The organism is Streptomyces sp. NBC_01433 (assembly GCF_026340105.1).
Lineage (GTDB): Bacteria > Actinomycetota > Actinomycetes > Streptomycetales > Streptomycetaceae > Streptomyces.
Genome location: NZ_JAPEPM010000001.1, coordinates 99,067 through 125,066, shown reverse-complemented (window position 1 = coordinate 125,066; position 26,000 = coordinate 99,067). Strand labels below are relative to the sequence as shown.

The 26,000-nt window shown below is 70.1% G+C and carries 23 protein-coding genes and 1 pseudogene; 11 read left to right on the top strand and 13 right to left on the bottom strand.

Annotation, left to right across the window (positions count from 1 at the left end; genetic code table 11):
- Positions 1–2: 2 nt before the first annotated feature.
- The 9 genes from OG413_RS00520 to OG413_RS00485 form a co-directional block, all read right to left on the bottom strand.
- Complete coding sequence (locus OG413_RS00520) at positions 3–428, bottom strand: rhodanese-like domain-containing protein (RefSeq protein WP_266802261.1); 426 nt, start codon at positions 426–428, stop codon at positions 3–5.
- Complete coding sequence (locus OG413_RS00515; protein WP_266802259.1) at positions 425–1,063, bottom strand: cysteine dioxygenase; 639 nt, start codon at positions 1,061–1,063, stop codon at positions 425–427. The genes OG413_RS00520 and OG413_RS00515 overlap by 4 nt, the downstream gene beginning before the upstream one ends.
- A 73-nt stretch (positions 1,064–1,136) precedes the next feature.
- Positions 1,137–1,223 (bottom strand): putative leader peptide, encoded by an 87-nt coding sequence (locus OG413_RS46850; RefSeq protein ID WP_311605579.1) that lies wholly within the window; start codon positions 1,221–1,223, stop codon positions 1,137–1,139.
- A gap of 32 nt (positions 1,224–1,255) precedes the next feature.
- Positions 1,256–2,911 carry an FAD-dependent monooxygenase gene (locus tag OG413_RS00510; protein ID WP_266802257.1) on the bottom strand — a complete coding sequence of 552 codons (1,656 nt, stop codon included), beginning with the start codon at positions 2,909–2,911 and terminating at the stop codon, positions 1,256–1,258.
- Positions 2,912–3,067: 156 nt separating this feature from the next.
- On the bottom strand, positions 3,068–4,063 hold the full coding sequence (locus OG413_RS00505) for an amino acid ABC transporter permease (RefSeq protein ID WP_266802255.1): 996 nt from the start codon (positions 4,061–4,063) through the stop codon (positions 3,068–3,070).
- On the bottom strand, positions 4,060–4,707 hold the full coding sequence (locus tag OG413_RS00500) for an amino acid ABC transporter permease (protein ID WP_073721870.1): 648 nt from the start codon (positions 4,705–4,707) through the stop codon (positions 4,060–4,062). The genes OG413_RS00505 and OG413_RS00500 overlap by 4 nt, the downstream gene beginning before the upstream one ends.
- Positions 4,704–4,841 carry a hypothetical protein gene (locus tag OG413_RS00495; RefSeq protein WP_158074432.1) on the bottom strand — a complete coding sequence of 46 codons (138 nt, stop codon included), beginning with the start codon at positions 4,839–4,841 and terminating at the stop codon, positions 4,704–4,706. The genes OG413_RS00500 and OG413_RS00495 overlap by 4 nt, the downstream gene beginning before the upstream one ends.
- A 78-nt stretch (positions 4,842–4,919) precedes the next feature.
- Entirely contained in the window at positions 4,920–5,843 is a 924-nt protein-coding gene (locus tag OG413_RS00490) for a glutamate ABC transporter substrate-binding protein (protein ID WP_266802249.1), read from the bottom strand.
- A 32-nt stretch (positions 5,844–5,875) separates the two neighbouring features.
- Complete coding sequence (locus tag OG413_RS00485; protein ID WP_266802247.1) at positions 5,876–6,661, bottom strand: amino acid ABC transporter ATP-binding protein; 786 nt, start codon at positions 6,659–6,661, stop codon at positions 5,876–5,878.
- Positions 6,662–7,043: 382 nt separating this feature from the next.
- Here OG413_RS00485 and OG413_RS00480 point away from each other — a divergent pair, with 382 nt between their 5' ends.
- On the top strand, positions 7,044–7,736 hold the full coding sequence (locus tag OG413_RS00480; protein ID WP_266802245.1) for a response regulator transcription factor: 693 nt from the start codon (positions 7,044–7,046) through the stop codon (positions 7,734–7,736).
- 15 nt (positions 7,737–7,751) lie between these two features.
- The gene (locus OG413_RS00475; protein WP_266802243.1) at positions 7,752–9,146 is read left to right on the top strand and encodes a HAMP domain-containing sensor histidine kinase; all 1,395 of its coding nucleotides are present in this window, start codon (positions 7,752–7,754) and stop codon (positions 9,144–9,146) included.
- 30 nt (positions 9,147–9,176) lie between these two features.
- Here OG413_RS00475 and OG413_RS00470 read toward each other — a convergent pair whose 3' ends face one another.
- Positions 9,177–10,175: a TAXI family TRAP transporter solute-binding subunit gene (locus tag OG413_RS00470; RefSeq protein ID WP_266802241.1), complete on the bottom strand. Its 999-nt coding sequence runs from the start codon at positions 10,173–10,175 to the stop codon at positions 9,177–9,179.
- Positions 10,176–10,322: 147 nt separating this feature from the next.
- Between OG413_RS00470 and miaB the strand changes: the two genes are divergently transcribed.
- Together miaB and OG413_RS00460 are read left to right on the top strand one after the other, a co-directional pair.
- A complete protein-coding gene (miaB, locus tag OG413_RS00465; RefSeq protein ID WP_266802239.1) occupies positions 10,323–11,837 on the top strand; it encodes a tRNA (N6-isopentenyl adenosine(37)-C2)-methylthiotransferase MiaB in 1,515 nt (504 codons plus the stop codon).
- 172 nt (positions 11,838–12,009) lie between these two features.
- A complete protein-coding gene (locus OG413_RS00460; protein WP_266802237.1) occupies positions 12,010–12,750 on the top strand; it encodes a class III extradiol dioxygenase subunit B-like domain-containing protein in 741 nt (246 codons plus the stop codon).
- A gap of 130 nt (positions 12,751–12,880) precedes the next feature.
- Here the strand turns inward: OG413_RS00460 and OG413_RS00455 are convergent, their stop codons facing one another.
- Positions 12,881–13,117, bottom strand: a complete 237-nt coding sequence (locus OG413_RS00455; protein WP_266802235.1) for an antitoxin — start codon at positions 13,115–13,117, stop codon at positions 12,881–12,883.
- Positions 13,118–13,273: 156 nt separating this feature from the next.
- Between OG413_RS00455 and miaA the strand changes: the two genes are divergently transcribed.
- From miaA to hflX, 6 genes are all read left to right on the top strand, one after another.
- Positions 13,274–14,212 (top strand): tRNA (adenosine(37)-N6)-dimethylallyltransferase MiaA, encoded by a 939-nt coding sequence (gene miaA, locus OG413_RS00450; RefSeq protein ID WP_266802233.1) that lies wholly within the window; start codon positions 13,274–13,276, stop codon positions 14,210–14,212.
- A 102-nt stretch (positions 14,213–14,314) separates the two neighbouring features.
- The gene (locus OG413_RS00445; protein ID WP_266802231.1) at positions 14,315–14,752 is read left to right on the top strand and encodes a hypothetical protein; all 438 of its coding nucleotides are present in this window, start codon (positions 14,315–14,317) and stop codon (positions 14,750–14,752) included.
- A gap of 173 nt (positions 14,753–14,925) precedes the next feature.
- Positions 14,926–15,798 (top strand): diaminopimelate epimerase, encoded by an 873-nt coding sequence (gene dapF / locus OG413_RS00440; protein WP_266802229.1) that lies wholly within the window; start codon positions 14,926–14,928, stop codon positions 15,796–15,798.
- A gap of 231 nt (positions 15,799–16,029) precedes the next feature.
- Positions 16,030–18,192, top strand: a complete 2,163-nt coding sequence (locus OG413_RS00435; RefSeq protein ID WP_266802227.1) for a bifunctional (p)ppGpp synthetase/guanosine-3',5'-bis(diphosphate) 3'-pyrophosphohydrolase — start codon at positions 16,030–16,032, stop codon at positions 18,190–18,192.
- 104 nt (positions 18,193–18,296) lie between these two features.
- Positions 18,297–19,748: a M1 family metallopeptidase gene (locus OG413_RS00430; protein ID WP_266802225.1), complete on the top strand. Its 1,452-nt coding sequence runs from the start codon at positions 18,297–18,299 to the stop codon at positions 19,746–19,748.
- Positions 19,749–19,967: 219 nt separating this feature from the next.
- On the top strand, positions 19,968–21,488 hold the full coding sequence (gene hflX / locus OG413_RS00425; protein ID WP_266802223.1) for a GTPase HflX: 1,521 nt from the start codon (positions 19,968–19,970) through the stop codon (positions 21,486–21,488).
- Between the two features lie 173 nt (positions 21,489–21,661).
- Here the strand turns inward: hflX and OG413_RS00420 are convergent.
- Positions 21,662–22,784, bottom strand: a pseudogene (locus tag OG413_RS00420) (serine protease).
- A gap of 271 nt (positions 22,785–23,055) precedes the next feature.
- The gene (locus OG413_RS00415; RefSeq protein ID WP_266802221.1) at positions 23,056–24,279 is read right to left on the bottom strand and encodes a serine protease; all 1,224 of its coding nucleotides are present in this window, start codon (positions 24,277–24,279) and stop codon (positions 23,056–23,058) included.
- A gap of 310 nt (positions 24,280–24,589) precedes the next feature.
- Between OG413_RS00415 and OG413_RS00410 the strand changes: the two genes are divergently transcribed.
- Positions 24,590–25,984 (top strand): diaminobutyrate--2-oxoglutarate transaminase family protein, encoded by a 1,395-nt coding sequence (locus OG413_RS00410; RefSeq protein ID WP_266802219.1) that lies wholly within the window; start codon positions 24,590–24,592, stop codon positions 25,982–25,984.
- The last annotated feature ends 16 nt before the right edge of the window (positions 25,985–26,000 follow it).

Genomic DNA, 26,000 nt, shown 5'->3' with positions numbered 1-26,000 from the left:
GGTCAGACGTCGACCGGGAGCCCGTGCGCGCGCCACGCCTGGAATCCGCCGATCAGATCGGTGGCCCTGTGCAGTCCCAACTGCCTCAGCGACGCGACCGCGAGACTCGACGCGTACCCCTCGTTGCAGATCACCACGATCCGGAGGTCGTGGCTGACCGCCTCGGCCGCGCGGTGGCTTCCCCACGGATCGAGCCGCCACTCCAGTTCGTTGCGCTCCACGACCAGCGCTCCCGGAATGAGGCCGTCCTTCTCCCGAAGCGCCGCATAGCGGATGTCCACCAGGAGTGCTCCGTCCGCCGCTGCCGCCGCCGCGTCCTGCGGCCCGATCCGGTCATAACCGGCCCTGGCCCGTTCCAGCAACTCGTCGATGCCCACCCGCTCCGCAGCGTTCGTGACGCCGTCGGTACCGCTGCTGCCCGCGCTCACTGCCAGTCCTCCGGACGTTCGGTCTGCTCAAGACGGAGTACCGCGCCCGCCCGGCTGTACCTGCGGATCCGTGGCAGCGGCGGATAGTAGGCATGCACCGAGACGGCGTGTTCGCTGTCGGACTCGTTCAGGACCTCATGCACATGGTGCTGTCCGAACGCCCGGCCCTGACCTGTCGTCAACTCGCGCGCCCGGTCGACCCCTTCGCTCAGTTCCAGGGTCTTCCAGCCGTCGGTGGGCAGCCGTGCGGCCAGCGAGTGTTCCCTGAGGGTGCCCGCCGCGGTGGTGAAGGCACCGATCGAGTCGGCGTGATCGTGCCAGCCGGTGCCGGTGCCGGGGGGCCAGCCGATCAGCCATGCCTCACTGCCGCCGGGGCCGGCGAGCCGGACCCAGGTGCGGCCCTCGGGGTCGAGGGGCAGGGAGCCGATGAGGGCCGTGTCCTGAGCGGTCCGGCGGACGAAGTCGAGCAGTTCCGTGACGCCCGGCCCGGCGGGGGTTCCGGACGCGGAGACAGCGGAGACAGCGGAACCCGAGAGGTCGGTTGCGCCGGAGGGAGAATCGGAGACGTGCGGGGAACCGGCGCCGGAGGGGGAATCGGAGGCAGCCGTGGTTACGGAAGCGGAGGGTGCAGACACAGGGACCGTCCTGAGAGTTCGCGCGAAGGCACAGCCGTGCGGAAAGCGGCACGGGCCGGCAAGGGAAGGCGATTCAGCAGGACGGACGACACACGCAGCCCGCGTAACGGACGAGGTCCATATGGACCCTCCGCCACAGGCGCACATCGGTGTCGGTCATGATCTGGAGTACACCATGTGCGCCTGCGACGGTCAATTGATGTCGACGGTCCGGTCGGAGCCGACGGAGGCACGCACCGAGTGCGCCGTCTCCGTATCGTGGCCGGTCCCGTCCTCGGAACGACCGCCGCCGCGTGCCGCGTCCGCCGCCGCGAACAGCTCCGCCGGCCGCACACCGCCGAAGGCCGCCACCAGGTGCCCGTCCGGCCTGACCAGCAGCACGGTGTGGGCCGATGCCCCCGGGTACCTCTCGGCCACCAGCAGCTCGCTCCTCACCGGCAGCGCGTCGACGGCCTCCACGAGCCGTGGCATGACACCCGCGGTCAGCCAGTGGCGCCGGTCCCACACCCCGGTGCCCGGTGCGATCAGGATCACCAGAAAGTGCCCGCGCCCCTGCCGTTCGCGCAAGCGCACGGTCTTCCCGTCGGGCGCCGTCACCCCGACATCGGTGACCGGCGCACCGGGGGGCGTACCCACAGGGGTGTGCGCCTCGTCGTGCTGCGGCGAAAGGGGGGAGTGCGAGTACGAAGGGGGTGCGCCCAGCGGTCCGCACCCCAGGTGACCGTCGGCGAGCAGGGTGTCGTGTCCTCGCGCACCGCCCGGCACCAGTGTCCGCAGCCCTCCACCGCCGCGCAGTATCGGCAGCGACTGGTCGGCGGCGCGCAGCCGTGCGGCGACCGCGGCCCTGCGCTCGGCCTGGTAGCTGTCCAGCAGCAGGTCAGCGGCGCCGTGGTGCCAGGACTGCGCCAGCTTCCAGGCGAGGTTCTCCGCGTCCCGGAGCCCTTCGTCGAGACCCTGGGTGCCCAGTGCCCCCAGCAGATGGGCGGCGTCGCCCGCCAGGAAGGCGCGCTTCACCCGCCAGCGCCGGGCGAGCCGGTGATGCAGCGTGTACACCCCGGTGTCCAGCAGTTCGTACGCCGGTGTCTCACCGCACCACCCCGCCAGGGTGTCCCGGATCCGGGTGATCAGAGCATCGGGGGTGACCAGTTCGCCGCGCGGCGGAAGGAGCCAGTCCAGCCGCCAGACGCCGTCCGGCAGCGGTCGCGCGGTCACTTCGGCGCCACCATTGCGCCAGGGCGGCATCCGGTGCAGTACGGCTCGGTCCGGCCACGGAAGTTCGGCGCGCAGCGCGGCGACAGCGTGCCGTTCCACCGCCGTACGACCGGGAAACCTGATGTCGAGGAGTTTGCGCACGGTGGACCGGGCGCCGTCGCAGCCGACCAGATAACTCCCGCGCCACCACGTCGAACCGGGCTCCCTGGTGTGCACCGTGACCCCGTCGGGGTCCTGCTCAAGGGTGTCGATCCGGCTGAACGGCACCAGCCGCACCAGATCCTGCGCGCCGACCGCGTCCCGCAGGCCGGCGGTGAGGGCGTGCTGCGGCAGATGGACCGGGGCGGACAGTGGCGCTCCGCCCTCTTCCCCGCCGAGCGGTACGTCACGCACCACCTGCTTGCGTCGCATCGAACGCCAGCCGGTCCACCGCAGGCCCGACTCGTCCAGGCTTGTGCAACCGAGCCGTTCCACCAGGTCGGCGGTGTCCTCGCGCAGCACGACGGTGCGTGCGGGGCGCGGCTCCTGCTTGCCCGGACCTTCGTCCAGGAGGACGGAGGGGACGCCCTGCGCGGCGAGGGCGAGCGACAGCGTCAGACCGACGGGTCCGGCGCCGACGACGATCACCGGGTCCACGGCGCGTGCCCTCCGGCCCGTACGGTCGTGCGGAACGTGGCGGTCGAAGCCGGGTGCGTGATCACAGAACGTATGCAACCCACTGGGGGTGCTTGCGTCAAGTGACCGAGGCAGCGACGCGTGCGCCGCTGCCTCGAATGATCCTGGTGGGAAGGGTCAGTCCTTGCCCACTCCGGCCCCGTCACCACCACCGATCTCGTCCGTGCCATCCGTAGCGGTGGTCTTGGCGATGCCTGCGCCCCCTGCGCCCCCCGTGCCCGTTCCGATGCCCCCCGTGCCGGGGGCGGACGGGCCGCCGGGTGCGTCGAGCACGTCCGTGGTCCCGGTGGCGGCGGCCACCGGGATGCCGGTCTTGGCGCGCCGCCCGCGCTTCTCGATCCAGGTCGCGAGCGCCGACAGCAGCAGACACATCGCGACGTAGATGGTGCCGATGACCGCGATCGTCGAGACGTACGGGTACTGGCCGTTGACCTGAGTGTTGGAGGCGATCAGGCGGGCCGTCTGGAGCAGCTCCGGGTACAGGATGATGAAGCCCAGCGAGGTGTCCTTGAGGGTCACCACGAGCTGGCTGATGATCGTCGGCAGCATGGCCCGGACGGCCTGCGGGATCAGCACGCTGACCATGACCTGGGTCTTGCTCATGCCCAGGGCGTACGCCGCTTCGCTCTGTCCCTTGGGCACCGAGTTGATGCCGGCCCGCAGCACCTCGGCCTGCACACAGCCGTTGTAGACGGACAGGCCGAGCGCCAGGGCCCACATCGAGTAGTCGGTGAGGAAGCCGACCCAGATGGCGTAGATGGTGATCAGCAGCGGGATCGAGCGGAACAGCTCGATGAACGTGGCGGACACCCAGCGGACCGGCTTGTGGTCGGAAAGCCGTCCGACGGCGAGCACCACACCCAGGACCAGCGAGCCGATCGCGGCCAGGCCGAAGGCCTTGAGGGTGGCGACCAGGGCGTCGGCGATGTTCTGCCGGATGCCCGAGTAGTTGAAGATGTCCCACATCTCGGGGGCGAGATGGCCCTTGTCGGACAGCCGCATGATGCTGACGGCGAGCAGCGCCAGGATGGCGAGGCTGCCCAGGACCGCGTAGATCCGGTTGCGTGCGGCGGCCTTGGGTCCCGGTGCGTCGTAGAGAACGCTGGCGCTCATCGGGCGACCTCCATGCGACGCTCCAGCAGCCGGAAGAGGCCGCTGATGACAAAGGTGACGACCAGGTAGCCCAGGGCCACCCAGATGAAGACGGGAGTGATCTCGTAGCCCCTGTCGCTCATCAGCTTCTGCCAGCCGAAGAGTTCGGTGACGCTGAAGGCGCCCGCGATCGCCGAGTTCTTGGTGAGGGCGATGAAGATGCTGCTCAGCGGCGGGATCACGGTCCGGGTGGCCTGCGGGAGCACCACGATCCGCAGTGTCTGGGCGAACGTCATGCCGATCGAGCGCGCGGCCTCCGCCTGTCCCAGCGGAACGGTGTTGATGCCCGAACGGACCGCCTCGCAGACGAACGAGGAGGTGTAGAAGCCGAGCGCCAGCGATCCGAGCAGGAACGGGCTCATGCCCGGGAAGAGGATCTCCGGGACGACGAAGTAGAAGATCAGGAAGAGCAGGGTCAGCGGGGTGTTGCGCAGCAGCGTCACCCAGGCGGTGCCGAAGATCCGCAGCGGCGGCACGGGCGAGACCCGGAAGCCGGCGATGGCGACACCGAGGACCAGGGCGATAACCGAGCTGACGGCGGTGATCGACACTGTTCCTATGAAGCCGTCGCGGAACTCTGGGAAATTGTCGAGCAGTACGTTCATGAGGTCTCCGCGTCGGCGGTCAGCGGCATCAGGGCAGGGGAAGGGGCGCCCCGTACACACACCGCGTCCGCGAGGGGCGGCAGCGGCGGCGTACGGGACGCTTCGATCACGCGTACGGCGTCAGGGCCGGTCACCCGCGCCGCATCGGTGACGAGACGTCAGCGGCGCGGAACCGGCGGTGGGGCAGGACGCTTTCGGCGACGAGGCCGCGGTCAGTAGCGCTCGATGGCCGGCGGCTCGGTGTACTTCGAACCGGACAGGCCCAGCGTCGCCTCGTAGATCTTCTTGTAGGTGCCGTCCGTGACGTGCTTCTCCAGCGACTTGTTGATCGCCTCGCGCAGCGCCTTGTCGTCCTTGTTCATGCCGACGCCGTAGGGCTCGTCGGTGAACGGCTTGCCGACGACCTGGAGCTTGCCGGAGTTCGCGGCGGCGTAGCCCTTGAGGATCGAGTCATCGGTGGTGACGGCGTCGATCTGCTTGGTCAGCAGCTGCTGCACGCAGTCCGAGTACTTGGCGAGCTCGACGACGCTCGCACCGTACTCGGGCTTCTTGATCTCCTGGAGGGGAGTGGAGCCGACGATCGAGCAGACCTTCTTGCCCTTCACCGACTCCTTGCCGGTGATGGAGGTGTCGCCCTTGCGCACCAGCAGGTCGGCGCCCGCCTTGTAGTACGGGCCCGCGAAGCCGACCTGCTTCTTGCGCTCGTCGTTGATCGTGTACGTACCGACGAAGTAGTCGACCTGGCCCTTGGAGATCGCCGTCTCGCGGATGCCGGAGTCGACGGTCTTCCACTCGATCTGCTTGTCGGAGAAGCCGAGGTCGGCGGCGATCATCTTGGCGATCTCGATGTCGAAGCCGGAGCGCTCCTTCGTCGACTGGTCCTCGAAGCCCAGGTACGGCTGGTCGGCCTTGGCGCCGATGACCAGCTTGCCCCGCTTCTTCGCCTCCTTGAAGGCCGGAGAGTCCAGGTCGACACCCGTCGCGACGGTGTACGTCGGCAGCTTCGGGGCCTCGGAGGAACCGGGCTTGGTCCCGGACGGCTTGTCGCCGGCCGAACCCTCCTTGCCACCACAGGCGGTCGCGGTCAGGGCGAGCACAGCGATGGCCGCGACAGCGGCCGACTTGCGGAGCTTCATGTGAACTTTCCTTATGTCGTAGGTCGTTGTCGTCAGTGGTGAAGGATCTTCGACAGGAAGTCCTTGGCCCGGTCGCTGCGCGGATTGCTGAAGAACTGGTCGGGCACCGCCTCTTCGACGATCTTCCCGTCCGCCATGAAGACGACACGGTTGGCGGCCGAACGGGCGAAGCCCATCTCATGGGTGACGACGACCATCGTCATCCCGTCCCGGGCCAGCTGCTGCATGACTTCGAGGACCTCGTTGATCATCTCGGGGTCGAGCGCCGAAGTGGGCTCGTCGAAGAGCATGACCTTGGGATCCATCGCCAACGCCCGCGCGATGGCGACGCGTTGCTGCTGGCCGCCCGAGAGCTGCGCCGGGTACTTGTCGGCCTGCACCCCGACGCCCACCCGGTCGAGCAGGGCCCGGGCCTTCTCCTCCGCGGCCTTCTTGTCGGTCTTGCGGACCTTGGTCTGGCCCAGCATGACGTTCTCCAGCACGGTCTTGTGCGCGAAGAGATTGAACGACTGGAAGACCATGCCCACATCGGCGCGCAACCGGGCGAGCTCCTTGCCCTCCTGGGGCAGCGGCTTGCCGTCGATCGAGATCGCGCCCGAGTCGATCGTCTCCAAGCGGTTGATGGTGCGGCACAGCGTGGACTTGCCGGACCCGGAAGGCCCGATGACGACCACGACCTCGCCACGGGCGATGGTCAGGTCGATGTCCTGGAGCACATGCAGCGCGCCGAAGTGCTTGTTGACGTTGCTCAGTACGACAAGGTCGTTCGCCGCAGGCGCGGCATCCTCGGCGGCCTTGGTCACTGAAACTCCGCTCATCGGCTTCTTGCTCCGTCCTCCTCGGTTGGCAAGGACACTAGTGACGCAGTGCGACCAGAGTCATTACATCTGAGCGGAAATTGAGCATAACGATCCGGCGGCAACCGGACACTCCGCGTGAACGGGACGCCTGGAGCAGCGCCGGGGCGTACCGGGTGCATAACGGAAACCCTGCTGTAACCGGCAGGCCCTTGACTGACGTGCCCGTCATCGGAGTGGATGCCTTGAAGAGATCGGACGTGAAACGCCGCTGAACGGGAAGCCTCACAGAGGCCACGCGGAGTGAAACGCCATGTATCGGTACGTAACAGCACGTAATGCCATGCGACATCAGCAAGTAGCCCGGAGGCCCGTAAGGCCCGGGGAGACGGAAAGGAGGGCCATGAGACTGCTGCTCGTCGAGGACGACGACCACGTCGCGGCGGCCCTGTCCGCCGTGCTCGCCCGGCACGGCTTCCAGGTGGTGCACGCCCGCAACGGCGAGGAGGCGCTGCGCGCCCTGCTGCCCGCGGAGAAGGAGCCCTTCGGGGTCATCCTCCTCGACCTCGGGCTGCCCGACCAGGACGGGTACGAGGTGTGCGGAAAGATCCGCAAGCGGACCGCGACCCCGGTGATCATGGTGACCGCGCGCGCCGACGTGCGCTCGCGCATCCACGGCCTCAACCTCGGCGCCGACGACTATGTCGTCAAGCCCTACGACACCGGTGAGCTGCTCGCGCGTATCCACGCCGTCGCCCGGCGCACCACAACCGGCGAGGACACCGCGCCGACACCCGTTGCCTCCCTGCGGCTCGGACCGGTTCATATCGAGCTGCCGACCCGCCGGGTCAGCGTCGACGGCGAGGAAGTCCAGCTCACCCGCAAGGAGTTCGACCTCCTCGCGCTGCTGGCCCAGCGGCCCGGTGTGGTCTTCCGCCGGGAGCAGATCATCAGCGAGGTGTGGCGCACCAGCTGGGAGGGAACGGGGCGCACACTGGAAGTGCATGTCGCCTCCCTGCGCTCCAAACTGCGGCTGCCTGCACTGATCGAGACCGTGCGGGGCGTCGGCTACCGGCTCGTCTCGCCGTCCGCGTAAGGGCGTACGTTCCCGGTGCGCACCCGCCTGCTTCCACTGCTCATCGTCCTCATGGCGGCCGTTCTGCTCGCCCTGGGCTTCCCGCTCGCGGTGAGCGTGGCCGCCGCCGAACAGCAGCGCGTCGTCATCGACCGTATCGATGACACTGCGCGCTTTGCTGCGCTGGCACAGTTTGTCAGCGAGCCGATCCCGGAGAACGACGAACGCAGACGCACCCTCCAGGCGGAGCTGGAGGCGTACGACTCCGTGTACGGGATCCGGGTGGGCGTCTTCTTCCGCGACGACAGACCGCTGGCGAAGGCCCCCTCCGACTGGCTCCTGCCCGTCGAGGGGGAGGGGCGTGCGGCGTTCAAGGAAGCACTGCTCGGCCGCCGTTCCCACGATCCGCCCCAGGTCTGGCCGTGGCAGAACGGCCGTGTCGTCGTCGCCTCGCCCGTCGTACGGGACGGTGACGTCGTCGCCGTCGTCGTCATCGACTCACCTACCGGTGAGATGAGGTCCCGAACGCTGAACGGCTGGCTGCTCATCGCCCTCGGCGAGGCCCTCGCGATGCTGGTGGCCGTCGGCGCGGCGTTCCGGCTCACGGGCTGGGTGCTGCTGCCCGTACGGATCCTGGACGCGGCGACCCACGACATCGCCAGCGGCCGCATGCGGTCACGGGTCGCGGCCTCCGGCGGCCCGCCGGAACTCAGGCGCCTGGCCCGCTCGTTCAACGAGATGGCCGACAACGTGGAGGATGTGCTGGAGCAGCAGCGCGCCTTCGTCGCCGACGCCTCGCACCAACTGCGCAACCCACTGGCCGCGCTGCTCCTGCGCATTGAGCTCCTCGCCCTCGAACTCCCCGAGGGGAACGAGGAGATCGCCTCGGTGCGGACGGAGGGCAAGCGCCTGGGCCAGGTCCTCGACGATCTCCTCGACCTCGCGCTGGCCGAGCACACCGAGGCCGACCTCCAGCTCACCGACATCGGCGCGCTCACCGCCGAGCGGGTCGCTTCCTGGCGCCCGCTCGCGGAGGAGAAGGGCGTGATCCTGACGCTGGACGGGGCGGCGGCGGTCACCGCGTGGGCCGACCCCATCGCCCTCTCCAGCGCCCTCGACGCCGTGATCGACAACGCCCTGAAGTTCACGCCGCCGGACCAGGACGTACGCGTCACGGTCGCCGCCGAGGCCGACCGGGCCACGGTCGTGGTCGCCGATCGCGGACCGGGGCTCACCGAACAGGAACTGGAACGTATCGGCGACCGCTTCTGGCGCAGCAACCGGCACCAGAACGTCAAGGGGTCGGGCCTGGGGCTGTCCATCTCACGGGTGCTGCTCGCGGCGGGCGGCGGCTCGATCGCGTACGCCCCGCACGAGCCGCACGGGCTGCGGGTGACCGTGTCGGCGCCACGGAACACTCCGCACAGCTGACCGGGCGGGCCACCTCATGGGACCAGGCGCTCAGGGCTTGACCGACCGGTAGTAGCGCCCGGCCCCCTCGTGCAGCGGGAGCGGGTCGGTGTAGATCGCCGTCCGCAGGTCCACCAGCTGCGCCGCGTGCACCTCGCGCCCGATCCGGTCCCTGCTGTTGATCACGGTCCGGGTGAACGCCTCGGTCATCGCCGGATCCGTACGGTCCGTGGTGACCAGCAGATTGGCGACGGCGACCGTGGGCACGGACTGCCCTTGCTGCGCGTCCAGGTAGGCGTCGGCGGGCATCACCGCCGAGCGGTAGTAGCGGGTGGATCCACCCGCCGCCTGCAGCTGCGCGATCAGCGCATCCTCCAGCGGTACCAGCCGGATGGCGAACCGGTCCGACAGCTCCTGCACCGCGCCGGTCGGCAGACCGCCCGACCAGAAGAACGCGTCGAGCAGTCCGTTGGCCAGCCGGGTCGGCATCGTGTCGATGCCGGCCGACACCGGAGTGATCCCGGTCCTCGGATCGATGCCCCCCGCGTTCATCAGCCGGTCGGCGACCAGCCGGACGCCGGACCCCTGCTGCCCCACGCCCACCCGTTTGCCCCGCAGATCGGAGACCTTGCGTATCGCGGAGTCCCGGGGCACGACCAGCTGTATGTAGTCGTCGTACAGCCGTACGCAGCCGCGCAGCCGCTGTGCGCCGGGCTTGCCGTCCCGCAGATAGGTGGCGACGGCATCAGCGGTGGCGATCGTGAAGTCGGCCTTCCCCGTCGCGACCCGTTCGAGGTTCTGCTGCGAGCCCTCGCTGGTCTGCAGCCGTACGGACACCTTGGGCATGTCCTTGGCCAGGGCTCCTTCGAGCCGCTCGCCGTACCGCTGGTAGACACCACTGTGTACGCCGGTGGAGAAGGTCAGCGAGCCGGTGGGCGTCCTCTCCCCCAGGGGGAGTACCCACCACAGCAGCAGCCCGAGAACGACCACGACGACGGCGCCCCCCTGAAGGGTGCGTCGTCGGCCGAATCGGGACGGTGCGTGGAGCATGGCCGCGATCCTGCCAGCTCACACCCGTACTGGCCAGGCCCGGCCGCCGCTGAGCGGACGAGGGACACGGGCTCCGCCGAGGGCGGGAGGAGGGGGGTGGAGGGGACGGACGGCGGGAGGTGCGTGACTACCGCCTACCCTTGTCGCATGAGCAGCGGCAACCGGAGCGAAGCAGTGGACGTCAAGAAAAGCTACGAGGTGCGCACCTACGGGTGCCAGATGAACGTTCACGACTCCGAACGGCTGTCGGGTCTCCTGGAGGACGCCGGTTACGTACGCGCACCCGAGGGCGCCGACGGTGACGCCGATGTCGTCGTCTTCAACACCTGTGCGGTACGGGAGAACGCCGACAACAAGCTCTACGGCAACCTCGGCCGCCTCGCCCCGATGAAGACCAAGCGGCCCGGGATGCAGATCGCCGTGGGCGGCTGCCTCGCGCAGAAGGACCGCGACACGATCGTCAAGCGGGCGCCCTGGGTGGACGTCGTCTTCGGTACGCACAACATCGGCAAGCTGCCCGTGCTGCTGGAGCGCGCCCGCATCCAGGAAGAGGCGCAGATCGAGATCGCCGAATCCCTGGAGGCGTTCCCCTCCACGCTCCCCACCCGCCGCGAGTCCGCCTACGCCGCGTGGGTCTCCATCTCCGTCGGCTGCAACAACACCTGCACCTTCTGCATCGTCCCCGCGCTGCGCGGCAAGGAGAAGGACCGCCGCACCGGCGACATCCTCGCCGAGATCGAGGCGCTCGTCGCCGAGGGCGTGTCCGAGATCACCCTGCTCGGCCAGAACGTGAACGCGTACGGCTCCGACATCGGCGACCGTGAGGCATTCTCCAAGCTGCTGCGCGCCTGCGGAAGGATCGAGGGCCTGGAGCGCGTCCGCTTCACCTCGCCGCACCCGCGCGACTTCACCGACGACGTCATCGCCGCGATGGCCGAGACCCCGAACGTGATGCCGCAGCTCCACATGCCGATGCAGTCGGGCTCGGACACCGTCCTGAAGGCGATGCGACGCTCCTACCGGCAGGAACGCTTCCTCGGGATCATCGAGAAGGTGCGTGCCGCGATGCCGGACGCCGCCATCTCCACCGACATCATCGTGGGCTTCCCCGGCGAGACCGAGGAGGACTTCCAGCAGACGATGCACGCGGTGCGTGAGGCCCGCTTCGCTAACGCCTTCACCTTCCAGTACTCCAAGCGGCCCGGCACTCCGGCCGCCGACATGGAGGGCCAGATCCCCAAGGAGGTCGTGCAGGAGCGGTACATGCGCCTGTCCGCACTCCAGGAGGAGATCTCCTGGGAGGAGAACAAGAAGCAGGTCGGCCGCACCCTGGAGGTCATGGTCGCCGAGGGGGAGGGGCGCAAGGACGGCGCCACGCACCGCCTCTCCGGCCGCGCCCCCGACAACCGCCTCGTCCACTTCACCAAGCCGTCGCAGGACGTCCGCCCCGGCGATGTGGTGACTGTCGAAATCACCTACGCCGCCCCGCACCACCTGCTGGCCGAGGGCGCGACGCTGGGCGTACGGAGCACCCGCGCCGGGGACGCCTGGGAGCGGCGCACCTCGGCCGCGACTGCCAAGCCCGCCGGTGTGATGCTCGGCCTGCCGGGCATCGGTGCCCCGGCCCCGCTGCCGGCCGCGGCGGCTCCCGGCTGCGGCTGAGACCGACACCGGGGAGACCGGGCGGCTTCCGGCCTCGGCCCCTGGCCCTGCGGGCCCGGCCCCTGGCTCCCGGGCCCGGTTCTCGGCTTCGGCTCCCGGTCTCCGGGCCCGGCTCTCGGCTTCGGCTGACGGCGCACCAGGAGCCGGGGCGCCCGGCAGTACGCTGATCGGCATGCTTGTCGCCGCTGCCGTGTGCCCCTGCCCGCCGCTCCTCTTGCCCGAGGTCGCGGCCGGAGCCGCGCCCGAGCTCGATGCCGCGAGGACCGCGTGCCTCGACGCTCTGGGCGTGCTCGCCGCCGCCCGACCCGACCTGCTCGTGGTGGTCGGCCTCGCCGGGCAGGAGTCCCGCGGAGCGCATCCCGCGGGCACCACCGGGTCCTTCAGGGGGTTCGGGGTCGACCTCGAAGTGCGCCTGGGGGCGGAGCCTTCGCCGGGTCGCGCGGCCGGGGCGCCCCCGATCGCGTCGTCACGGCCGCTGCCGCCCTCGCTCGCCGTGGGCGCGTGGCTGCTGGACCGGGCGCGATGGGCCGACGTCCCGGTCGAGGGACTCGGCGTGGGGGAGCCCCTCGACGGCGACCGCTGCGCGCGGGCGGGGCGGGAGCTGGCCGCCAGGGCCGACCGCGTCGCGCTCCTGGTGATGGGCGACGGCAGCGCCTGCCGCACGCTGAAGGCGCCGGGCTACCTGGACGAGCGGGCCGTGGACTTCGACGCGCGGGCGACCCGCGCCCTGGGCTCCGCGGATCTCGCCGCGCTCCGCGGGCTCGACGAGTCCCTCGCGTACGAACTGAAGGTGGCGGGCCGCGCGCCCTGGCAGGTGCTCGCGGGCGCCGCCGAGGGCGCGGGCCTGGGTGGGCAACTGCTGTACGAGGACGCCCCCTACGGCGTGGGCTACGCCGTCGCGACCTGGTCGTGAGACAGCCGGGCCGGTGCGGAGCCGTGCCCCGGCCGGACCGGCGAGGAATGAGCGCGTACAGAGGACGGCCGCGGAGCTCGATCGCTCCACGGCCGTCCCTGTGTGTGATCACGGCGACATCGGGTCCGGATCAGGTAGTGGGCGGCTTACCACCCTCGTCCTTGTTGCCCAGACGGTCCACGGCGTCCTTCGCCTTCTGCGTACCGGACACGATCTTGTCGCTGTACTTGCCCTTGGTCTTCTGATCCACCGTGCGTGCGGCCTTGTCGAGGCCCTGTTCGATCTTGCCCCCGTGCTGATGCGCGAGGTCACCGACCTTGTCCTTGGCCGGCGCCAGCTTGGCTTTCAGGTTGTCCAGGAAACCCATGGGGCACCTTCCGTGCAGAGGGGACTGTGTACGAGCGCTCTCTCCCACCCCATTGTCCGTTACCGCCGATTTTACTCGGCAGGGCGGGCGCTCGCGCTGCTCCGAGGGCCGTTCGGTACGTTCGGGAAGGGGCCGGAGATTTGCGAGACTGTGCCGGTGACAAGTCCCGCTTCAGCCCCCCGCGTCATCACTGTCGTCGGCCCGACCGCAGCCGGAAAGTCTGATCTGGGCGTATTTCTTGCCCAGCAGCTCGACGGCGAAGTGGTCAACGCCGACTCCATGCAGCTCTACCGCGGGATGGATATCGGCACAGCCAAGCTGACGCTCCCCGAGCGCGGCGGTGTGGTGCACCGACTGCTGGACATCTGGGACGTGACCGAGGCAGCCAGCGTCGCCGAGTACCAGCGGCTGGCCAGGCTGGAGATCGACCGGCTGCTCGCCGAAGGCCGTACCCCCGTCCTCGTCGGCGGCTCCGGCCTCTATGTGAAGGGCGCCATCGACGCCCTGGAGTTCCCCGGTACGGACCCAGAGGTGCGGGCCCGGCTGGAGCGGGAACTGGCCGACAGCGGCCCCGGCGCACTGCACGCACGGCTCGCCGCCGCAGACCCGGACGCCGCCCGCGCCATCCTGCCGAGCAACGGACGCCGCATCGTCCGCGCCCTCGAAGTCATCGAGATCACCGGCAAGCCCTTCACCGCCAATCTCCCCGGGGACGAGGCGGTCTACGACGCCGTGCAGATCGGCGTCGACGTCGACCGCCCCGAACTGGACGAGCGCATCACCCTGCGCGTCGACCGGATGTGGGAGGCCGGCCTCGTGGACGAGGTACGCGCCCTGGAGGCCGAAGGGCTGCGCGAGGGGCTCACCGCCTCCCGCGCGCTCGGCTATCAGCAGGTGCTCGCCGCCCTCGCCGGGGAGTGCACCGAGGACGAGGCGCGAGCCGAGACGGTGCGCGCCACCAAACGCTTCGCGCGCCGTCAGGACTCCTGGTTTCGTCGCGACCCGCGTGTGCAATGGCTCAGTGGCACGGAGGACCAGCGCCGGGAACTCCCGCACCGGGCGCTCACGTTGGTCGAACGAGCGGTTACAGCCTGATCACGTGATGGCATCGGGAAGCTCTGGCCGTCATTTCGGCACCCGTGATCGTGCCATCATCGAGCATCGATCGACCAGTCCGAGTTGGGAGGGCGCGTGGCGATGGAGGCCGGCCCTCGCGACACAGAACGAGACGCACCGGATACGGGGCACACGGCGGGCAGCCTGAGCCCCGACGGGCCCGACGAGCACGTCACCCCCGAGGTGGAGGTCGAGCTCCGCCCGGCGCGCCGACTGCGTATCTGGCAGCTCGCACCGATCGTCGTGCTGGCCGCGATCGGCTCCCTGATGTTCGCCTTCCCGCTCGCCTTCGAGTTCGGCGACGGCGGCGCTGTCGTCGCCATGCTGGGGCTTCTGATCAGCTGCTGCGCGGCCGGCTGGGGCATGATGGCGGCCCGCCGCGTCGGCCACACCTGGCCCGGCCTGCCGGCCAGGGGCACCGGAGAGCGTCCCGACTGGCGCGTGATCGCCCTGTACGTCGCCGTGTGCGCCGGACTGGTCGCGCTGGCCGTCTGGCGCGTGGCCCGCCTCCGCTCCTGACACCGGTATCGGCCGACGCAACGGCCGACGCCCGGCCGACCGCCGCCCCGGCGCTCTCCCGCCGGGCGCTTCCCGGCACCGGAACCGGCACCGGATTCCGATCGGCATGCGTACCGGCTGCACCCCCGGATCCGGGTTCGCGGGCTGTCGGCGGGGCCTCGTACAGTTGCCCTGTGAGCACCTCGCAGATCGTCTTCCTCAAGGGTCACGGCACCGAGAACGACTTCGTGATCGTTCCGGACCCGGACAACGCCATCGACCTGCCCGCAGCCGTCGTCGCCCGGCTCTGCGACCGCCGGGCCGGTATCGGCGGCGACGGTCTGCTGCACGTCGTACGGTCCGCCGCGCACCCCGAGGCGCTGCCCATGGCGGCCGAGGCCGAGTGGTTCATGGACTACCGCAACGCGGACGGCTCGATCGCCGAGATGTGCGGCAACGGAGTCCGTGTCTTCGCCGCCTACCTCCGGCGCGCCGGGCTTGTCGAGGAGGGCGACCTCACCGTCGCGACCCGTGGCGGCGTCAAGCGGGTCCACCTCGCCAAGGGCGGCGACATCACGGTCTCGATGGGTCGCGCCCTGCTTCCGGACGAGGGCGTCACGGTCACCCTCGACGGACGCAGCTGGCAGGCCCGCAACGTCAACATGGGCAACCCGCACGCCGTCGCGTTCGTCGACGACCTCGCGCACGCCGGTGAACTGCGCTCCGTACCACCGTTCAGCCCGGCGGGCGTCTACCCCGATGGGGTCAACATCGAGTTCGTCGTGGACCGGGGCCCCGGCCATGTCGCGATGCGTGTCCACGAGCGGGGCTCGGGCGAGACCCGCTCCTGCGGCACCGGTGCCTGCGCCGTCGCGGTCGCCGCCGCCCGCCGGGACGGCGTGGACCCCGCGCGGACCGGTCTCCCCGTCACGTACAGGGTGGACCTGCCCGGCGGCACTCTGGTGATCACCGAGAACCCGGACGGCGGGATCGAGATGACCGGCCCCGCCGTGATCGTCGCCGAAGGCTTCATCGATCCCGCCTGGTTCGAAACGGCGATCGGTTAGGACGCCGTCGCGGTGCCCTCCGGGTGCATGGCGGAACCTTCCCGTGAGCTCCTCGTTCGGGCGTACGACGGGGCCTCACGGACACGCCGGGAACTTCGCTCGAATGGGTGATCCGTTTCACGCTGGGCGAGAGCCGGACTGCGCTACGTGGTGGGGTCGGTAGCATCAAGCACCGGCCCGGAGGCGCATCCGCCTCTCCCCACCGCCGGTCGACGTTGCCGGAGGTGCCCCATGAGTGCAGAGGCCGCCAACCCAGGTGCTCCCCTTCGCAAACGGGGTCGTCCCCGGATCGATCTGCGCAGACTCGGACGCGTGGCACTGCTCGGGCCGGCCTCCCGCGACCGGCTGTCCGACGCCATCGGCCACGTCGCCGAGGCCCACCGCGCCCACCATCCGGACGCCGACCTCTCCATCCTGCACAAGGCCTATGTCCTGGCGGAGTCGTCGCACCGGGGACAGATGCGCAAGAGCGGCGAGCCGTACATCACCCACCCGCTCGCCGTGACACTGATCCTCGCCGAACTGGGCGCGGAGACCACCACGCTGACCGCCTCCCTTCTCCACGACACCGTGGAGGACACCGAGGTGACACTCGATCAGGTGGGCGAGCAGTTCGGCGAAGAGGTCCGCTACCTCGTCGACGGTGTCACCAAACTCGAGAAGGTCGACTACGGGGCGGCCGCCGAACCCGAGACCTTCCGCAAGATGCTCGTCGCCACCGGCAACGACGTCCGGGTCATGTCGATCAAACTCGCCGACCGGCTGCACAACATGCGCACTCTCGGAGTGATGAGACCCGAGAAACAGGCGAGGATCGCCAAGGTCACCCGCGACGTGCTCATCCCGCTCGCCGAACGCCTCGGCGTACAGGCGCTCAAGACCGAACTCGAAGACCTCGTCTTCGCGATCCTGAACCCCGAGGAGTACGCGCGTACGCGCGCCGTGATCGCCGGCGCGGGCGTCAAGGACGACCTGCTCGGCACCATGGCCGACAGCGTCAGGACCACGCTGCGGGAGGCCGACATCACCGCCGAAGTCCTGATCAGACCCCGCCACTTGGTTTCCCTGCACCGTGCCAGGATCAAACGCGGCGAACTGCGGGGCACCGACTTCGGGCGGCTGCTCGTCCTGGTCGGCGAGGACGCCGACTGCTACGCCGTCCTCGGTGAACTGCACACCTGCTTCACCCCGGTGATCTCCGAGTTCAAGGACTTCATCGCGGCCCCCAAATTCAACCTGTACCAGTCGCTCCACACCGCCGTCGTCGGCCCGGACGGAGCGGTCGCCGAAGTCCTCATCCGTACGCACCGGATGCACAAGGTCGCCGAGGCGGGCGTCGTCGCACTCGGCAATCCGTACACCCAGGACAACGCGAACCCGCCGCAACAGGCCGAACCGGCGGACGGCGAGCGCGCCGACCCGACCCGGCCGGGCTGGCTCTCCCGGCTTCTCGACTGGCAGGAGTCCGCCCCGGACCCCGACACCTTCTGGACGACCCTGCGCGCCGACCTGGCCCAGGACGGCGAGATCACGGTGTTCCGCACCGACGGAGGAACGCTCGCTCTCCCCGCCGGAGCCACGTGCGTCGACGCCGCCTACGCGCAGTACGGCGAAGAGGCCCACAGCTGTATCGGGGCCCGCGTCAACGGCCGCCTCGCCACCCTCAGCACCGTCCTCGGCGACGGCGACACCGTGCAGCCGCTGCTCACCGAGGACACCGCGTCCGGCCCCTCGCCCGACTGGCTCGACCACGCCCGCACCCCGGCCGCCCGGATCGCGATCTCCGGCTGGCTCGACGCCCATCCGGACGACGACCGGACCCCGGACGCCGCACCTCCGGACGGGCCGGGACCGCAGTCGGCGGATCCCACGGCCGGCACTCCGGAGGGCGCGCCGACGGGACGCACCAGGACCGACGCCCGTACGGCCGGCGTCGTGCTGGACCGGCCGGGCGCGCCCGTACGCCTGGCGGGCTGCTGCACCCCGGTGCCGCCCGATGCCATCGTCGGCTTCCTGGTACGCGGCGGCGCCGTCACCGTGCACCGCCAGGAGTGTCCCGCCGTGGCCCATATGCGGGAGATCGGCCGCGCACCGGTGACGGCCGGCTGGGACGAGAGCGGCGACTGGAGCGATGCCTCGGAATGCCGGGTCACCCTGATCGCCGAGTCCTTCGGCCGGCCCCGGCTGCTCGCCGACCTCACCGAGGCGATCGCGACGGCCGACGCGGCGATCGTCTCCGCCACCGTCGAACCCCCCAGTGAGCAACGGGTCCGCCACACCTACACCCTCCAGCTCCCGGATGCCGCGGGTCTTCCCGCCCTCATGCGAGCCATGCGCGATGTCGCCGGGGTGTACGACGTGAGCCGCGCCCAGCAGCCGGCCCCCACCGGCTGACCGGAGGCGCCCCGCCGTTGCCGGTCCTCGACCGGCCGACCTCGTTCGGGTGGTGCGGCGCGCGCCGTACCCGCGCAACCGGCGGTCGCTGGTAGCCGTAGTCCATGCCGCTCACCTCCCGCCGACTGCGCGCCGCCCTGCTGGCCACCGCATCGGTCACCCTCGTTGCCGCCACTCTTCCCGCGCCCGTGCCGCTCGGCATCGGCGACCGGCTCTTTCCCGAGCTCGGCAACCCCGGCTATGACGTCCTGTCGTACGACATCGCGTTCACCTACCACGGCAGCAACACCAAGCCCCTGGACGCCGTCACCAGGATCAGGGCGCGGACCACCGAGCCACTGGAGCGGATCAACCTCGACTTCACGCACGGCACCGTCCGCGGTGTCGAGGTCAACGGCCTGACCTCCGACTTCGGTATGAAGGACGAGGACCTGGTCGTCCGGGCGCCGGGCCGTCTCCCGGCCGGAGTGCCCCTGAACATCACGGTCCGGCACACCAGCGATCCCAACGGCGACCAGAACAACGGCGGCTGGGTCCGTACCTCCGACGGCCTCGCCATGGCCAACCAGGCCGACGCCGCACACCGCGTCTTCCCGGGCAACGACCACCCCGCCGACAAGGCGTACTTCACGTTCCGGATCACCGTCCCCGAGAAATTGACCGCGGTCGCGAACGGCCTGCCCATCGGTCGCACCCGGCACGGCGCCACGACGACGTGGACGTACCGCACCGAGCACCCCATGGCCACCGAACTGGCCCAGGTCTCCATCGGCCGGTCCACCGTCCTGCGGCGCACCGGCCCCGACGGCCTTCCGGTACGTGACGTGGTGCCGACGGCGGACCGCGCGAAGCTGGAACCGTGGCTGAGCAAGACCCCGGACCAGCTGGCCTGGATGGAACGGCAGGTCGGCGCGTACCCCTTCGAGATGTACGGAGTGCTGATCGCCGACGCCGAGACCGGGTTCGAGCTGGAGACCCAGACGCTCTCCCTCTTCGAGCGGTCACTGTTCACCGAACCCGCCTACCCGGAGTGGTACGTCGACTCGGTCATGGTCCACGAGCTCGCCCACCAGTGGTTCGGCGACAGCGTCTCGCCGGGGTCCTGGTCCGATCTGTGGCTCAACGAAGGACACGCGAGCTGGTACGAGGCCCGCTACGCGGAGGAGCACGCCGAGCAGCCGCTGGAGCGGCGCATGCGGGAGGCGTACACCCGGTCCGATGCCTGGCGCGCGGCCGGAGGGCCCCCGGCACACCCGGACGCCCCGGCTCCGGGCCAGAAGATCAGCCTGTTCCGGCCGGTGGTGTACGACGGCAGCGCGCTCGTCCTCTACGCGCTGCGCCAGGAGATCGGCACCGCCGCCTTCGACCGGCTGGAGCGGACCTGGGTGCACAAGTACCGGGACGAGTCGGCGACCACGGCGGACTTCACCGAGTTGGCGTCCCGGGTGGCCGGTCGTGACCTGGGCGCGTTCTTCGAGGCATGGCTGTACGGGAAGAAGACGCCGCCGATGCCCGGACACCCGGACTGGCGCAGCCGGACGCCGGCCGCGCGGTGAGACGCGCACAGGGTCCGGCACGGGGGCCGGCACCGGGTTCGGCACAGGTTCCGGCACAGGTTCCGGCACGGGGGAAACCCGAGTGACGGGCCCGGCAGGGGCATGCCACTATCAACGGGTCGGCACCGCGGCCGCGCCGGGAATCCCGTCAGCGGGAATCATCCGAGCACGTCACGCGTTGTGACTGACGTAGCAGACATCTATCGACGTAAGGATCCAATGACCTCCTCTTCTTCCCTTCCCCAGGACGCGCAGGACGCGCAGAGCGCCACGGAGAATGCCACCGAGAGCCTCAACGAAAGCCTTCGGGCCGACGCCCTGATGGAAGAGGACGTCGCCTGGAGCCACGAGATCGACGGAGCGCGGGACGGCGACCAGCTGGACCGCTCCGAGCGTGCCGCACTGCGGCGCGTGGCGGGCCTCTCCACCGAGCTTGAGGACGTCACCGAAGTCGAGTACCGACAGCTGCGCCTGGAGCGCGTGGTGCTGGTCGGTGTCTGGACCTCGGGGACCGTGCACGACGCGGAGATCTCGCTCGCGGAGCTCGCCGCACTCGCCGAGACGGCCGGCGCCCAGGTGCTCGACGCCGTCTACCAGCGGCGCGACAAGCCGGACCCGGCCACGTACATCGGTTCGGGCAAGGCGCTGGAGCTGCGCGACATCGTTCTGGAGACCGGGGCCGACACCGTCGTGTGTGACGGTGAGCTGAGCCCCGGCCAGCTGATCCACCTGGAAGACGTCGTCAAGGTCAAGGTGGTCGACCGGACCGCCCTGATCCTCGACATCTTCGCTCAGCACGCCAAGTCCCGGGAGGGCAAGGCGCAGGTCTCACTGGCACAGATGCAGTACATGCTGCCGCGTCTGCGTGGTTGGGGTCAGTCGCTCTCCCGTCAGATGGGCGGCGGCGGTTCCAGCGGTGGTGGCGGCATGGCCACCCGTGGTCCCGGTGAGACCAAGATCGAGACGGACCGGCGCCGGATCCGCGAGAAGATGGCGAAGATGCGCCGGGAGATCGCGGAGATGAAGACCGGCCGCGAGATCAAGCGGCAGGAGCGCAAGCGCAACAAGGTGCCTTCGGTCGCGATCGCCGGATACACCAACGCGGGCAAGTCCTCGCTGCTCAACCGGCTGACCGGTGCGGGTGTCCTGGTGGAGAACGCCCTGTTCGCCACGCTGGACCCGACTGTGCGCCGGGCCGAGACCCCGAGCGGCCGTATCTACACCCTGGCCGACACCGTCGGTTTCGTACGGCACCTGCCGCACCACCTCGTCGAGGCGTTCCGCTCCACCATGGAGGAGGTCGGCGATTCCGATCTGATCCTGCATATCGTGGACGGCTCCCATCCGGTTCCGGAGGAGCAGCTCGCCGCGGTGCGTGAGGTGATTCGTGACGTGGGTGCGGTCAACGTGCGGGAGATCGTGGTCATCAACAAGGCGGACGCCGCGGACCCCTTGGTCCTTCAGCGTCTGCTGCGTATCGAGAAGCACGCGATCGCCGTGTCGGCGCGGACCGGCGCAGGGATCGACGAGCTGCTCGCGCTCATCGACACCGAGCTGCCGCGGCCGTCCGTCGAGCTCGACGCGCTCGTTCCCTACACCCAGGGCGGCCTTGTCTCCCGGGTGCACGCCGAGGGCGAGGTGATCTCCGAGGAGCACACCGCGGAGGGCACACTGCTCAAGGCACGGGTGCACGAGGAGCTGGCCGCCGAACTGGCGGTGTTCGTTCTCGCCGCGCACTGACGCCGCACGCCGCGGTACAGCCGTACGGACAGAAGGCCCGCTCGCGGGAGACCTCATGGCCTCCTGGGAGCGGGCCTTCCGGCGTGCCTGGCCAGTGACCGCCGAGCGGTCCGGCGAGCGGTCCGGCGATCATCGGCCCGCCCGCCCCGCGGTTTATGGACCCGGTCTCCTGACTACCGACCGGCGAACTTGTCGCTCCTCATCGTGAAGACGCCCTTCGCGCCCTCACCGAGCCGGGGACCGGCCAGCCAGCCCGAAGTGACCGGCCCGATGGACGTGTTGGACACCAGCGTCGACTTGCCGTCGGTCCCCTCGATGAACCAGCCGCCGCCGGAGGAGCCACCGGTCATCGTGCAGCCGATGCGGTACATCGTCGGCGTCCCGGGGCTGATGGAGAGCCGGCCGGGACGGTCGACGCACCGGTGCATGAGCAGACCGTTGTACGGCGGGCCCGCGGGGTAGCCCCAGGCGCCCATGCCGCTGAGCTGCTGGATCTCGGGAGCGTCGAAGGTGACCGGGAGGGCGTTGCCCACGGTCTCCTCCAGCGACTTCGTGCCGTTCTGCGGCTTCACGTGCGGGACGGCGTAGTCGTACGGCGCGCCCTCGCCGCCCGTCGGACCGCCGTCGGCGATCCATTCACCGGAGGACGCGGCCCAGTCCGTCCAGTACGTGCCGTAGGGGGCGACTTCCCGCGGCTGGGCGTTCCGCAGCGTGGGCGCCGACTTGCCCTGGGCGTTGTACGAGGGCACGAAGACGATGTTGCGGTACCAGCCGCCGTCCGCACCGGCGTGAACACAGTGTCCGGCCGTCCGGACGAGGTTGGACCTGCGGGGATTCTTCGGGTCTTTGACGACGGTGCCCGAGCAGACCATGGAGCCCTCGGGGGAGTCGAAGAAGACCTTGCCGACCGGGGCCGCGTACGCGTGGTAGGGCAGCTTCTCGGGCTTGGCCCGGACCGGTGCCGGTTCCGGATCGCTGATGCCCTGGTCGCCGGTGAGGTCACCGGCCGCCATCGTCTTGGCCGGTTCCCTGGCCGACGTCAACCGCTCGGGCTTCCACAGTCCGTCGATGACCGGGTTGACGAAGTCCTTGGCCTCGCGCAGCTATTCGTCCTTGTTCCAGTTCTTCCACTCGCCGTTCTTCCACTTCTCCGGGTCGACACCGTGCTTCTTGAGTGTCGCCGAGAGCGTCGGGAAGGCCGTCGCCGGAGTCCTTCCCGGCTGAACCGGCTGAACCGTCTGAACCGGCTGTGGCTGAACTGCCCGCCGCGCCGTCCTCGTCGGGGCAGCAGGCCATGGACGCGTCACATGGAGGAATGGTCCACCCGCTGACCACCCATGGTGTGCGCCCACCCTATGGTGTCCCGCCCCGGTCCGGGCCGCGGGGGCAGGGCTCCCTCGCATACGGCGACGTCGGCCCCCGGACCGCGAACCGGTCAGGGGGCCGACGTCGTTCGAATCACCGGATCGGCCACCGGCGCCGGCGACCGCGGTACCGGGAGCGGGGCGAACATCCGGTCCCGGCAGGGCCGTTGCCGTCGTCCGACGGCCTGCGGCCCGGGGCCGGCCTACTGTCCGGCGTACTTCTTGCTGACCTCCTCGTAGATGCCCTTGGCCTCCTTGCCGAGGCGCGGGCCCGCCAGCCAGCCCGCGGTGACCGGGCCGATCGAGGTGTTGGAGACCAGTGCGGGCTTGCCGTCCTGGCCCGCCGCGACCCAGCCGCCGCCGGAGGAACCGCCGGTCATCGTGCAGCCGACGCGGTACATCGTCGGTTCGTCCCTGACGACCGAGAGGCGACCCGGCTTGTCCTTGCACTGGAGCAGCTTCTGACCGTCGAACGGCGGCGCGGCCGGGTATCCGGTCGCCGTCATGTTCGCGATCTCCGGCACCGCCGGGGCGTCGAACTCCACCGGCAGCGCCGAACCGACCGTCTCCTCAAGGGACTTGCCCGTAGAACCCTTCTCCGGCGTCACATGCAGCACCGCGAAGTCGTACGGAGCACCCTGTCCGCCGACCGAGGCGCCCTCAGCGATCCACTGCTCGGACGTCTGGGCCCACTGGCCCCACCAGACGCCGTACGGTGCGATCTTCTCCTTGGGGGCGTTCTGGAGCTCGTCCAGCGACAGGCCGCTGTTGTTGTACGCCGGGACGAAGGCGATGTTGCGGTACCAGCCGCCCTTCTTCCCCGCGTGGACGCAGTGCCCCGCGGTCCACACCATGTTGGACTTGCCGGGGTTCGCGGGATCCTTCACCACGGTCGCGGAGCAGACCATCGAGCCCTCGGGCCCGTCGAAGAGGAGCTTCCCGGATTCCGGGGCGTTGTCGTGGTACGGCGTCGATACGGCCGCGGCCTCGACCGGGGAGGGCGTCGGGTCCGTCACGCCCTCGTCGCCGGAGATGTCGTTGTCGACCGGCTTCTCCGGGGACTTGTCGGCATCCCGCATCCGGTCCGGGTCCCAGAGGCCCTCGATGATCGGGTTGACGAAGTCCTTGGCCTCACGCAGCCATTTGTCCTTGTTCCAGTTCTTCCACTCGCCGTTCTTCCACTTCTCCGGGTCGATACCGTGCTCCTTGAGCCGGTTCTTGAGATCGTCCGGAATCGTGACCTTGCCGTCGGACGACTGGCCCGCCGAGCTGCCAGGCGTGACGCCCGCGTTGTCCTCCTCCGGCCCGCAGGCGGTAGCGGTGAGCGCGAGGACGGCGGCGACGGCCACCGCGGCGAGCACGGGGGAGGGCGTGCGGAGTCGGCGCCTCCCGGGGCGTGCGGCATCGGTCGGGCGAATGGGTCGCATCTGGTGATCCCCCTGGGACTTCGACACTCGTGACTCAGTACTGCGCTTCGGGCACTTCGGGCATGCGGGGCGTCGGAACACTCGCTCCCGTGCTGAGCGCGGCCCCCACTATGCCGGTGCCGATGGGGACGGTGCGCGGCAGGGCCGTGGTTCCGCCTCCGCAAGGATCTTCCGATTTACCCGTGATCCCCGGTCATCGGCGTCGTTGGTACGTACGGGGGACACAGGGACAGCGTTCATCCGTGTAGTCCGCCCGTGGGACGACGTACTGACGTGCGACGCAACTGCTACAGCAGGAGGACCTACAGCCGTGGCCGTGACCGAACCAGCTCCGGTGGCACCGCCCTCCGCGCACGAGGGCATTCTCCGACGTCAATCGCTGCGTGAATCGGCTGCCCGCACCTATGCGCGCTCGCTGCCGATCGTGCCGGTGCGGGCGCGCGGGCTGACCATCGAGGGGGCGGACGGACGGCGCTATCTCGACTGTCTCTCCGGGGCGGGCACGCTGGCACTCGGACACAACCATCCGGTGGTGCTGGAAGCGATCAGGAAGGTCATCGACTCGGGAGCACCCCTCCATGTGCTCGACCTCGCCACCCCGGTCAAGGACGCCTTCACGACCGAGCTGTTCGCCACCCTGCCACGGCAGTTCGCCGACAACGCGCGCATCCAGTTCTGCGGCCCCGCAGGCACGGACGCCGTCGAGGCGGCCTTCAAACTGGTCCGCGCCGCGACCGGACGCACCGGCCTGCTGGCCTTCACGGGCGCCTATCACGGCATGACAGCCGGGGCGCTCGCCGCCTCGGGCGGTGCCCAGGACATCAGCGTGACGCGGCTGCCGTTCCCCCAGGACTACCGCTGCCCCTTCGGGATCGGCGGCGATCGGGGCGCCGATGTCGCCGCGCACTGGACCGAGCACCTCCTGGACGACCAGAAGGGCGGCGTTCCCGCCCCCGCCGGAATGATCCTGGAACCGGTCCAGGGCGAAGGCGGGGTGAACCCCGCTCCCGACGGCTGGCTGCGCCGGATGCGAGAGATCACCGCGGCCCGCTCCATCGCGCTGATCGCCGACGAGGTGCAGACCGGTGTCGGCAGGACCGGCGCCTTCTGGGCGGTCGAACACAGCGGCATCGTGCCCGACGTGATGGTGCTCTCCAAGGCGATCGGCGGCTCCCTCCCGCTCGCCGTGATCGTCTACCGGTCCGAACTGGACCTGTGGCAGCCGGGTGCCCACGCCGGTACGTTCCGCGGCAACCAACTCGCCATGGCGGCGGGGGCGGCCACCCTCGCGTACGTACGGAAGAACGGACTCGCGCAGCGCGCCGCGACCCTGGGCGCCCGCATGCTCGCCCGCCTCCGGGCGCTGAGCGCGGATCACCCGAGCATCGGCGACGTCCGGGGACGCGGCCTGATGATCGGCATCGAGCTCGTCGACCCCGAGGCCGCGCCGCTCCCCGCCACGACCGGAGACAGCTCCGCCCCGCCACCACCGGACCCCGTCCTTGCCATCGCCGTCCAGCAGGAATGCCTGCGCCGCGGCCTCATCGTCGAACTCGGCGGACGACACGGCGCCGTGGTCCGCCTGCTTCCCCCCCTCACCCTCACCGACGAACAGGCGACGGCGGTCGTCGACCGCCTCGCCGACGCACTGACCGCCGCAGAGCGCTCGCCGAACCGTCGGGCCGCTGCCGGGTCGATCCACTGACCCCGGACACCCCCCA